This window comes from Pseudomonas sp. SMV71 (assembly GCF_052042015.1).
GTDB lineage: Bacteria > Pseudomonadota > Gammaproteobacteria > Pseudomonadales > Pseudomonadaceae > Aquipseudomonas.
In genome coordinates, this window is sequence record NZ_JBKGGU010000015.1 from 169,262 (window position 1) to 181,370 (window position 12,109).

At 62.2% G+C, this 12,109-nt stretch carries 6 protein-coding genes; 1 reads left to right on the plus strand and 5 read right to left on the minus strand.

Features of this window, described 5'->3' with window-relative positions; translation table 11 throughout:
- Positions 1 to 25: 25 nt before the first annotated feature.
- The 5 genes from ACLEJQ_RS17410 to ACLEJQ_RS17430 all read right to left on the minus strand — a co-directional run bounded on the left by ACLEJQ_RS17410 (position 26) and on the right by ACLEJQ_RS17430 (position 8,358).
- On the minus strand, positions 26 to 2,461 hold the full coding sequence (locus ACLEJQ_RS17410) for a PEP-utilizing enzyme (RefSeq protein WP_440796830.1): 2,436 nt from the start codon (positions 2,459 to 2,461) through the stop codon (positions 26 to 28).
- Between the two features lie 9 nt (positions 2,462 to 2,470).
- Positions 2,471 to 2,926 (minus strand): cell division protein, encoded by a 456-nt coding sequence (locus ACLEJQ_RS17415; RefSeq protein ID WP_440796832.1) that lies wholly within the window; start codon positions 2,924 to 2,926, stop codon positions 2,471 to 2,473.
- A 531-nt stretch (positions 2,927 to 3,457) separates the two neighbouring features.
- Positions 3,458 to 4,825: an HlyD family type I secretion periplasmic adaptor subunit gene (locus ACLEJQ_RS17420; RefSeq protein ID WP_440796834.1), complete on the minus strand. Its 1,368-nt coding sequence runs from the start codon at positions 4,823 to 4,825 to the stop codon at positions 3,458 to 3,460.
- A complete protein-coding gene (locus ACLEJQ_RS17425) occupies positions 4,815 to 6,971 on the minus strand; it encodes a type I secretion system permease/ATPase (protein WP_440796836.1) in 2,157 nt (718 codons plus the stop codon). Before ACLEJQ_RS17425 ends, ACLEJQ_RS17420 begins: the two co-directional genes overlap by 11 nt.
- A 37-nt stretch (positions 6,972 to 7,008) precedes the next feature.
- A complete protein-coding gene (locus ACLEJQ_RS17430) occupies positions 7,009 to 8,358 on the minus strand; it encodes a TolC family outer membrane protein (protein ID WP_440796838.1) in 1,350 nt (449 codons plus the stop codon).
- A gap of 363 nt (positions 8,359 to 8,721) precedes the next feature.
- On the opposite strand from ACLEJQ_RS17430, the gene ACLEJQ_RS17435 reads away from it, so the two are divergent.
- A partial coding sequence (locus ACLEJQ_RS17435; RefSeq protein ID WP_440796840.1) for a retention module-containing protein occupies positions 8,722 to 12,109 on the plus strand: 3,388 nt, incomplete at its 3' end.

Below are 12,109 nucleotides of genomic sequence, written 5' to 3' on the forward strand. Positions count from 1 at the left end.
AATGCTAGCAGAACAAAATCCCTACCTACTCCAGCAAAGTCAACTCACCGTCGCGGTACAACACTTCACGACCCAGCCACGTCGCGTCTACCTGGGGCAAGACCGCCGAAGGCTTGCGCAGCTCACGCAACAGCGTCGAGCCATGGGACAGACGTCCGCCCATCCGCGCAATCACCGCCCGGGCGCTTTGATACTGAGCATGGCGGCCTGGGTCGAGGGTGTCTTCCAGCAGGATGTCTTCACCGAGGATGCCCCGGACCTGCCCCGGATAAATCAGGAAGCCGCTGGCCTGCTCGGCGCCCTCGCGACCGTCCTGCCAGAAACTGCCGTCGCGGCTGCGGATATCCGGGTGCGGACCAAACCAGTAGGCCCGGTCGGCCTGCGGCATGGCGTGATGCAGGCGAAAGAAAATCCGCATCAGGTTGTCGCGATACCACTCGCGCACTTGCAAGTAATAACCACGCAAACCGGGCAAGCCGCTCGAGTGGGCCAGACGGACCGCCAGGGGCCACCGGGGGAAAGCCTGCAACGGCAGGTCGGTCGGCGCTGGTCGCGGCGTTGCCGGGTCGGTTTCCCAGGGCAACCGATGGGGTGCGTTTTCGAGATCGTCGTATGCGGTCGGCGGCCGTCCCAGCCAGTGGCCGCCACTGCTGGCGAGCGCGGTGGCGATACACAGGTTGCCCTGCACCACAGACACGTAGAACCGGGTGAACCAGTCGGCCAGTTGCTGACCACCGGCGCCCTGCTCGCGCAGTTCGAACAGCTCGCGGTCGAAGCGTCGCAAACCGTATTCCAAGGTCAACAGATGTGCGCGGGCCTTGCGCTGCATGCGCAGGAACAACGGCAACGAACGGACCAGGCGCAGCGCTCGCCAAGGCAGATGCGGCGTGGCCCCGCCGACTTCACCGGCGTAGCTGCTGGCGCTGATGCCCCAGTCCGCCAGGCGCGCCAGGAACAGGTCGTTGTTGATGTACGAAGCACCGCCGAACACGGCCGTGAACGGCTCGTTGTCCTGCAACACCCGCGTGTCCCAGCGCGCCATGATCGCCGGAATGCTCGCGGCCGCCCGCCGCTGGGCGTACTCCACCAGCACGCTGGGCTGCGGCGGCAGGATCTCGGCGATGTTCGCAGCGGTCAGGTGCCGGCGCCAGCCGTAGTCACTGATCGGCCGGTATTGCAGCAGCCAGAGCTGCGTGCCGTCCCAAGCCCATTCGATGTCGCCGGGCACGTAATGGAAAACCCGCAGCACACCTTGAAGAAAATCCCACAACCGCTCTGTCGTCAGTCCATGGGCCGGCTGGAACTCACCGCTGCGCCACGCGGCACCGAGGCGGGAGAGAATGGCCCGCTGTGGACTGACCTGACCATCGGCCAATGACTCCAGATGCCCTTCGACCCACTCCAACTCCACCGACAGGTGCCGAACAAAAGCGATGCCGGACAGCACCGGCCTGATGAACCGCTGCACCACCACTTCCTCGACGCCCATCGCACTCAATTCGGCAATGCGTGCCGGCACGCCCGACGCCGGTACCCGCAGGTACGTCGTGCTCAAACCGGCATTTGCCGCATCGGCCTGATCCTCGCCATAGCTGGATGAGCGCACCGCCCAGGTGGCGTCCGGTTGGCTGGCAAGGAATGCGGGCAAGCGTGGATCCTGATCATCATTAAGGCTCAGCGCCGGCGGCACCGCTTGCCCGGCCAGCGTCGCCAGACGCAGGCGCCCGCCTTTGGTATGCGCAACGAACCCGCGCTCGCCTGACTCGAGCCAAGCGGCGAATTCGGCTGGCGCATCAATCCATGGATAGTGACCCCAGCCGGGCTTCAAGCTGATGGTCAGGTCCGCGCGGGCCAGGATGGCCGACCAGGCAGCGGCCTGTTCGATGCCGAGCACCTTGTCCTGGTCGCCCCAGACCAGTTCGACCGGGTCGTTGACCCATTCCAGCAACGGCAACGCCGTGTGCGCCCGCACGAGATCCCAGTGCGGCACGAACGCCCGGCAACGAGCATAGCCGGCGCCCATGCGCTGGTATTGCGCAGGCGTCCAGGTCTGGTTTGAGAACTTGCGGGCGAACAGTGTCGGCCTGTTCGCCAGCAACCAGTGGATGGTCTTGCGGATCGGCCACGGCGACATCAACGCCGGCAACCGCCGTTGCCACAAAAACGCGCCCACCGGCGCCAGCAACACACTGCGGCAAAAATGCCCCGGCTGACGCTGCAAGGCGTGCAGCACCAACAGCGCATTCACCCCCACCGCGGTGATCGCACTGCCCCTGGTCGTTGCCGCCAGCAGGGCCTGGGCGTAGGCGGCCAGATCCTCGCAAGGGGCTTGCGGATGACTGCCGAACCCCGGCAGTTCCAGCGGCACCACTTGGTAACGCTCGAAGAACGGCAGCACGTCGTCCCACCAATCGGCGGCGCTGCCGTTGCCGGCCAGCAGGTACATCAGCGGCTTGCTCATGGGTGGTCCTCAGGCTGGATCGCGACGGTCGTGGCGATAGAGCCAGAACAACGGCGGCAACAGGACAAGCAGGGCGAAGCCGTCGAGCCACAGATGCGACCAGACCCGCGCCTGGGCGGAAAACAGCATGTCCTGGGGCGCCCACCATACGATGCCGGCGATGATCCATCCCCAGGGCATGGAACTCTTCAAGCGACTGCCGATATGGACGAGGGCAAGCATGTACAGCGAATAACTCTGCAGCGTCGCCCCGAACAACGCCACCCACCAGACCTGCTGCGCCCTGGCGGCAGCGGGTGCCATTTCGGAACCCCAGAAAGCCTGTTCGAGCGTGAGCAGGTAATCATCGAGCAAACCCGAATGCCCCGCCCAGCTCAACGTAACGCCGGCCAGCAGATGCAGGACGGCAGCGGCATACAACCAGGTAATCAGGGTTTGGCGAAGGGAACTGGGAGGGGTTGGCATTCCGTGTCCTGGCGGGTTGTTTGAGGATGGTGAGTCTAAAGGAAAAGCAAAGCGCTTTAATGGGTCAATTGGGCGAGGGTGTACCGCTCGTGTGAAGTAAGTCCTAGGAGATTTCCTTGCACACTCGCACATAGCTGCCACCCTTCCTCGCGTGCAAGCGAGACGGGGCGGCTTTTGAAGTACCTGCTGGTAGAGCGAGCGATGGATCGACTCGAAGCCCGGGCGCCGGGCTGACTTCCTGCGGTGAATTGACGAACGCCATCGCAAGCAGGCTCGCTACCACACTTGGATCGGGGTAAGGCCGGGAGAAATAGGCCGGCTATGAGGCCGCCTTCGCGGGCAAGCCCGCTCCCACAAGGTGCTGTGGTCGATCTCCGATTTCAACTCCACACCAACCCAACGTGGCGAGGGAGCTTGCTCCCGCTTGAGTGCGAAGCGCTCATCGCTTTTTTAGGGGACGCTGCGCGCCCCAGCGGGAGCAAGCTCCCTCGCCACAAAAACTCTCTAGCCACCGATTGGCAGCTGTGAAGGTTACCGCTCGTGCAACGCCTCGGCGCGGGCCTTGATGATCGGTTTGAGCAAGTAACTGAGCACGGTTTTCTTGCCGGTGATGATGTCCACCGAAGCCACCATGCCGGGGATGATCAGCAGCGGCTTTTCATCGGTGCCCAGGTGACTGCGTTCAGTACGCAGCTTGATGATGTAGTAGGTAGTCTTCTTGTCCTCGTCGGTGATGGTGTCGGCGCCGATCTGTTCCAGCTTGGCTTTCAACCCACCGTAGATGGTGTAGTCGTACGCGGTGAATTTCACCGTGGCGTCTTGGCCGGGGTGCAGGAAGGCGATGTCCTGGGGACGGATTTTCGCTTCCACCAGAATGGTGTCGTCCAGCGGCACGATTTCCACCAGGTCACTGCCGGGCTGGATGACCCCGCCGATGGTGTTGACCAACATCTTGTTGACGATTCCGCGTACCGGCGATGTGACCAGGGTACGGCTCACCCGATCTTCCAACGCCTTGCCGGTGGCCTGGGCCTTGTTCAGGTCGGTGCGCGCCTCGTTGAGCTGAGTCAACGCCTCGCTGCGGAACTTGCCACGGGTTTCGTCGATCTTGCGCTGCACTTCCTTGATCGCCGACTCGGCGCGGGGAATTGCCAGGGTCGTGGCGTCCAGTTGCCCGCGGGTTTCGACTTCGGCGCGCTTGAGCCGCAGCACTTCCACCGGCGAGACCGCGCCCTGAGCCACCAGCGGCTCGGACATGTTGATTTCCTGACGCTGCAACGCCAGGCCGGAACGGTACTGCGCCTGCTTGGACACGAATTCACGCAGTTCCTGCTGGCGCTGGATCAATTGCTCCTGCAGGCCGCCAATCTCATCGTGCAACTGCTGGCGACGGCTGATGTACAGCGATTCCTCGCTGGCTGCCTGGCCCGGCACGGCCTTGATCACATCGGCCGGGAAATTCAACGGTCGGTCATCGACCTCGGCACTCAGGCGCTCGACCCGCAACAGCATGGCCAGGCGATCGGCCTCGGTTTCACCGACGTTGGAGACGAACCGCGTGTCGTCCAGGCGAATCAACGGCGCGCCGGCCTCGACGATCTGCCCTTCCTTGACGAACAACTCGGCGACGATACCGCCTTCCAGGTTCTGGATTTTCTGGATCTTGGACGAGGGAATCGCTTTGCCGTCGCCTTTGGTCACTTCATCGACCACGGCGAAGTTGGCCCATAGCAACAGGAACACGAAGAAACCGATGATGCCCCAGATCGTCAGGCGCACCACCCGCGGGGCGTCTTCGATCAAGGCCTTGTTGACCTCGGGCAGCGGTTGTCCGTGCAGCGAGGCGGAGCCTTTGAAATAGCGACCTACAGCGTCCTTGAAACCCGACTTAAGCAACACTGATCTGCCCCTTCTTCAACGCTTCCATGACGGCCGCTTTCGGACCGTCGGCCAGGATCTGCCCACGGTCGATTACCAGCAGGCGATCCACCAGCGACAGCAACGAAGCCCGGTGCGTCACCAGCAACACCGTCTTGTTTTCCACCACGGCGGCCAGGCGCTGTTTCAAGCGTTCCTCACCGGTGTTGTCCATGGCACTGGTGGGTTCGTCCAACAGCAGGATTGGTGGGTTGAGCAGCAGCGCACGGGCCAGAGCGACGTTCTGCCGCTGGCCGCCGGACAGGTTCTGTCCGCGCTCGCCGACTTGCAGTTCGTAGCCTTGCGGGTGCAGGCGGGCGAACTCATGCACGCCGGCCAGCTCAGCGGCCTGGAGCACCAACTCATCCTCGACGTAACGGGCGCCGGAAGTCAGGTTGTCGCGCAGAGTGCCGGCCAGCAGTTGAATGTCCTGGGGCACATAGCCGACGTTGTAGCGCAGCTCGCTGACGTCGATCTGGCGGATGTCCACGCCGTCCACCAGCAAGGCGCCATCGTCCGGCTGGTAGAGTCCCACCAGCAACTTGGCGAGGGAACTCTTGCCCGAGCCGCTGCGGCCGATGATGCCGATTTTCTCGCCCGGCTTGATCACCAGGTTGATGTTCTTCAGCGCGGGGTTCTGCTGGTTCGGGTAGGTGAAATTCAACTGGCGGCATTCAATGGCGCCCTGCAAGACCTTACGGCTCAGCGGGCGCTCTTCGAAATTGCGTTCCTGGGGCAGCTCCATCATCTGGTCGACCGAGGTCATGGTCACCCGTGCCTGCTGGTAGCGGGTCAACAGGCCCGACAGCGATGCCAGCGGGCTGAGGGCACGGCCGCTGAGCATGTAGCAGGCAATCAACCCGCCCATGCTCAAGTTGCCGGCGATGATCTGGTACACGCCGAAAATGATCATGATCACGCCGGCCAACTGCTGGATCAGCAAGGTGATGTTCATCACCAGGCCGGACAGCATTTTCACCCGCAGCTCGAGACGGCTGAGGGTGCCGATGGTCTGTTCCCACTGGTACTGGCGCTCGCTCTCGGCATTGTTGACCTTCACCGCATCCAGGCCCGCCAGGGTTTCGATCAGGCTGGACTGGCGTTCGGCGCCCAGCGCCATGGTCCGCTCCATGGTCGCCACCAGTGGCTTTTGCAGGGCGTAGCCGATCAACAGGGCAATCGGGAACGCCAACACCGGGATCCACACCAGGTGCCCGCCAAGGATCGCGATGACCATGAAGATCAGCAATGTGAAAGGCAGGTCGATCAGGCTGGTGAGGGTCAGCGAGGCGAGAAAGTCGCGCAGACTCTGAAACTCATGGATGTTCTGCGCAAAGCTGCCGACCCGCGCCGGGCGGTACTTCATGGCCATGCCGACGATGCGCTCGAACAGCGTCGCCGAGATGATCAGGTCGGTTTTCTTGCCGGCCAGGTCCAGGCACAGGCTGCGCAGCATCTTGAGGATCAGGTCGAACAGGTAAGCGCCGCAGATGCCGATCGCCAGCACCCACAAAGTGGACTCGGCCTGGTTCGGCACCACGCGGTCGTAGACATTCATCACGAACAGCGGCGCGGCCATGGCGATGATGTTGATCAGCAGGCTCGCGGCAATCGCGTCGGCGTACAGCCAGCGGGAACGCTTGAGGGTATCGCGGAACCACGAGCGCGCCCGAGGGATCAGGGTGCCGTGGTTGACGTCAAATTTATGTTGGGGCTGGGCGAAGAACACCTTGCCGCTGTAGTCATCAGTCAGGAGCTCGCGACTGACCGTCACTTCGCCGCCGTCGCTTTCGCTGAGCAGCAGCCGCGCCTGGTCATCACCGACCCAGCCCAGCAACACGGCGCTGCGCCCGTCCTTGAGCAACAACAGCGCCGGCATCGCGATGGTGGGAATCTGCTCGAGCTTGCGTTGCAGCACCCGGCCTTGCAAACCGGCCCGGGCCGCCGCGCGCGACAATAATTCGACGCTCAGCCGCTGCTTGGGCAGCGGCAGGCCGGTGGTGAGCATCGCCGCGCTGGCCGGCTTCTGATGCAACATGCAGAGCGCCAACAAACCGTCGAGCAACGGGTCGTCGTGCAGCGTGCGCGGATCATGGACTAGTTCGACTCGACTGACTTCTGATTCCACGCTCGGCACTCTTTACTGATCAGACTGGATGGATGACTCAATTCATCCCAGGCAACTGGACCTTGGGTTTCACGTCATTCTGCACAACCGATGCCAACGGCGCGACTACGCCCTGACTTTTCAGCAGTTGCCCCATGGTCGCCTTGATCCGGTACTGGGTGAACAGTTGCACGTTCTTGATTTCCGCCAGGCGGCGGGAGGCGGTGAACAGCTCGTTTTCACTGTCGAGCAGGTCCAGCAGGGTCCGCTCGCCCAGGCTGAACTGGCGCTGGTAGGCGGTGCGCACGCTGGTGCTGTGGTCGACATATTGCTGGGCAATCGGCACCTGGGCATTGGCGTTGTTCAAGGCGTTCCAGGCCAGGCCCAGCTCTTCGTTCAGCTGGCGCAGGGCGTTGTTGCGGATGTCCAGCGCCTGGTTGGACAGGTAGGACTTGGATTCCAGTTCCGCTTTATTGCTGCCCCCGGCGTACAGGTTGAACCGCATGCGCAGCATGGCTTGCCATTCATTGTTATGGCCGTTCTGGCCGTCCAGGTCGTTATCGGCGGTGCGGCCCAGCTCGGCGTCGAAACGTGGGTAGAAGTTCGACTTGGCGGCCTCGTACTGCTTCTCGGTGGCAGCGATGTCGGCTTCGGCCGAACGCAGCACCGGACTGTTTTCCAGCATCTGGGCGCGGGCTTCGTTCAGGTTGGCCGGCAACAGCGCCATAAAATCGGCGGGACGCTCCAGTTGGTCGGGCATCTGGCCCACGGCGCTGAGGTAGTTGGTCTCGGCGTCAGCCAGGTTGGTCTGCTCGGTGATCAAGTTGTTGCGGGCCTGGGCCATGCGCGCTTCGGCCTGGTCCAGATCGGCGCCGCTGCCCACGCCACGACTGGTGCGCAGCTTGATCTGATCGAAGATGCGTTCGTGGCTCTTGAGGTTTTCCTCAGCCAGACGCACGAATTCGCGACGGGTCAGCACATCCAGGTAGACCTGGGCGACGGTCAGGCCGGTGCGCTCGGAGGTGTCAAGCAACGAATAGGCGCGGGCATTGACGGTGGCTTGTTGACGCCCGACTTCGCTGGACGTCGCAAAACCGTCAAAAACCATTTGCGTCAGGCGCAGGCTCGACTCGCTACGGTTCAGGGTTTCCCAGTGATTGCCGCCGCCTGAGCGGGTGGTGACACTGTCGGTGCCTTCACGGCCGTACCCGGCTGCGAGGTCCACTCTAGGCAGGTAGCCGCCCTTGGCTGCCTTCAATTGATAGTCGGCTGCCAGGCGGCTGTTCACACCGGCCTGGATTTCAGGATGGACGTCCAGTGCCTGTTGCATGGCCTGCGGCAAGGTTTGTGCTTGTACGAAACTGGCGGCGAGGGCGAAGGGTAAAACCATGAACAAATGCGAACGCATGGTGGGATTTTTCCTGAAACTCTTTGTCGTGGATCACAGCGAAACGTGGCGCTGCATCAGATGATGGCAACCGGAATGACCGTATGTCGGAAAGTTCGAAACAGGAGCTGAATCACGCACCGAAAGAACAGGTCGCCGCTTAAATATCAATGTGACATTACCCTGCCGATTGTTTAGGATGGCCGGCATAAGGTCAATAGTTTGGCAGAAACAAAATAGCTGGAAAATTTCAGCCAAAATATTGACAGTAAAATGGCGTCAAATTAACCCCTATTAGCGAAACAAAGAACGTCCAGACCGCTGCCACACACTTGGCTGAGGGTGCATGGAGGTTTACTGAGCGTTGCACCCGGAGAGTCTTCAATGAGCAGTGTTATTGCCGTTGTCAAAAGCATTGTTGGTCAGGTTTTCGTCGTATCCCCCGAGGGCATTCGGCGCGTACTCATTGAAGGCGACCGCCTGTACACAGGCGACCAGTTGGACACCGGCCCTGCCGGCTCCGTCACATTGGAGCTGGCCGATGGCCGCACCCTGGACCTGGGCCGCGACACCCAGTGGAGCGCCAATGCTCCGGACTCCTCCACCGATATCGAGCAGGCCACGGCCCAGGCCGCACCGTCGGTAGAAGAACTGCAACAAGCCATCGCCGCGGGTGCCGACCCGACGACAACCATGGAAGCCACCGCCGCCGGCGCCACCGCCGCAGGTACGGGGGGCGCCGCGGGAGGTGGGCATAGCTTCGTGGCGTTGGACGCCACCGCCGGCAGCGTCGCGCCGACCATCGGTTTCCCGACCGAAGGCCTGAGTGCGGCAGCGGCAAACGACACAGACATTACCGGCCTGGACACCAACACCAATACGACCGCCAACGCCGTGCTCAACGCGACGCTGAGCCTGACCGCCACCCCGACCCTGACTGAGGCCGGCGGTGTACTGGTCTACACCGCGACCGTCACCCAGGCACCTCAGACCGCCCTGACCGTGACCCTGTCCAATGGCGCCGTGATCGTCATTCCCGCCGGACAGACCACCGGCACCGTCAACGTGCCGCTGGCGCCAAATGACACGGTCTACAACGACCCAAGCCAGATCAGCGTAACCGTCACGGGCACCACCGGCGGCACCGGCATTGCCGTGACCCTGCCCACCACGCCGGCCGTGACCCAGATCACCGACACTATCGACACCACCAACGTCACCCTGACGGCGAGCAATACGGTGACCGAAGGCGGTCAGATCACTTACACCGCGACGCTGACCAATCCGGCGCAGACGCCCGTGACCGTGACCTTGAGCAATGGTTCGGTCATCACCATCGCAGCCGGTCAGACCACCGGCACGGTGGCAGTCGATACCCCGGCCAACGATGTCTACAACAACGGCAGCACTGTCAGCACCACGATTACCGGTGCGACTGGCGGTAACTTTGAAAACCTGGTGCCGAGCACGACGCCGGCAGTGACCACGATTGCTGACTCGGTGGACAGCACTGGCCTGACCTTGACCGCCAGCAATACCATTACCGAAGGCGGCCAGATCACCTACACCGCCACGTTGACCAACCCTGCTCAGACGCCGGTGACCGTGACCTTGAGCAATGGCTCGGTCATTACCATTGCTGCGGGCCAGACCTCCGGCACCGTCGCGGTCGATACGCCGGCCAATGACGTCTACAACAACGGCAGCACTGTCAGCACCACCATCACTGGCGCCACCGGCGGCAACTTCGAAAATCTGGTGCCGAGCACCACGCCTGCGGTCACCACCATCACTGACTCGGTGGACAGCACCGGCCTGACTTTGACTGCCAGCGACACTATTACCGAAGGCGGTCAGATCACCTACACCGCGACGCTGAGCAACCCAGCGCAGACGCCGGTTACCGTGACCTTGAGCAATGGCTCGGTCATCACCATTGCTGCCGGCCAGACCACCGGCACTGTGGTTGTTGAGACTGCGGCTAACGACGTCTATAACAACGGCAGCACTGTCAGCACTACGATTACAGGTGCAACGGGCGGTAATTTTGAAAACCTGGTGCCAAGCACCACGCCTGCGGTTACGACTATCACCGATTCGGTGGACAGCACTGGCCTGACCTTGACCGCCAGCGACACCCTCACTGAAGGCGGTCAGATCACCTACACCGCGACGCTGACCAACCCAGCGCAGACGCCGGTGACCGTGACCTTGAGCAATGGCGCGGTCATTACCATTGCTGCGGGCCAGACCACCGGCACCGTCGCGGTCGATACGCCGGCCAATGACGTCTACAACAACGGCAGCACCGTCAGCACCACGATCACCGGTGCCACCGGCGGTAACTTTGAAAATCTGGTGCCGAGCACTACTCCGGCTGTCACGACCATCACCGATTCGGTCGATTCCACCGGCCTGACCTTGACCGCCAGCAATACCATTACTGAAGGCGGCCAGATCACCTACACCGCGACGCTGACTAACGCCGCCCAGACGCCGGTCACCGTGACGTTGAGCAACGGAGCTGTGATCAACATCGCGGCTGGTCAAACCACCGGCACTGTGGCCGTTGATACTCCAGCTAACGACGTCTACAACAATGGCAGCACCGTCAGCACCACCATTACGGGTGCCACCGGCGGAAACTTCGAGAATCTGGTGCCGAGCACTACGCCTGCGGTCACCACCATCACCGATTCGGTCGACAACACTGGCCTGACGCTGACCGCCAGCGACACCGTCACCGAAGGCGGCCAGATTACTTACACCGCGACGCTGACTAATGTGGCTCAGACTCCAGTCACCGTGACGCTGAGCAATGGCGCGGTCATCACCATCGCGGCTGGTCAAACCACCGGCACTGTCGCCGTTGATACCCCAGCTAACGACGTCTACAACAATGGCAGCACCGTCAGCACCACCATCACCGGCGCCACTGGCGGTAACTTCGAGAATCTGGTGCCAAGCACCACGCCTGCGCTCACCACGATTACCGACTCGGTCGATTCCACCGGCCTGACGCTGACCGCCAGCGACACCATCACCGAAGGTGGCCAGATCACCTACACCGCGACGCTGACTAACGTTGCTCAGACGCCGGTCACCGTGACGTTGAGCAATGGCGCCGTGATCACCATCGCGGCTGGTCAAACCACCGGCACTGTCGCCGTTGATACCCCAGCTAACGACGTCTACAACAATGGCAGCACCGTCAGCACCACGATTACGGGCGCTACCGGCGGTAACTTCGAGAATCTGGTGCCGAGCACCACACCGGCAGTCACGACCATCTCTGATTCGGTAGACACTACCGGCCTGACATTGACTGCGACCGACACCGTCGCTGAAGGCGGTTCGATCGTTTACACCGCGACCTTGACCAACGCTGCCGGTACGCCTGTCACCGTCACCCTGAGCAACGGCGCTGTGATTAATATCGCTGCTGGTGCGACCACCGGCACCGTCACCGTTGATGCGCCGAAAGACGACGTCTACAAAGACGCCGGCAAAGTGGAAGTCAGCATCGATAAAGCCACGGGCGGTAACTTCGAGAATCTGGTTCCAAGCACCACCCCTGCGGTCACTGACGTCACCGATACCATCGACACCAGCACCGTCTCGCTCACCGCGACCTCGACTGTTGCCGAAGGTGGCACGGTCATCTACACCGCCTCGGTTAATGCTCCGGTTACCGGCGCTCCGCTGGTTGTCACCCTGTCGAACGGCCAAACCATCACCATTCCAGTTGGCGCAAGCTCGGGCAGCGTGAATT

Excerpts from the sequence above, each read along its gene's own strand:
- ACLEJQ_RS17410 (WP_440796830.1), bottom strand. The coding sequence starts at position 2,461 with ATGAGCAAGCCGCTGATGTACCTGCTGGCCGGCAACGGCAGCGCCGCC.
- ACLEJQ_RS17415 (WP_440796832.1), bottom strand. The coding sequence starts at position 2,926 with ATGCCAACCCCTCCCAGTTCCCTTCGCCAAACCCTGATTACCTGGTTG.
- ACLEJQ_RS17430 (WP_440796838.1), bottom strand. The coding sequence starts at position 8,358 with ATGCGTTCGCATTTGTTCATGGTTTTACCCTTCGCCCTCGCCGCCAGT.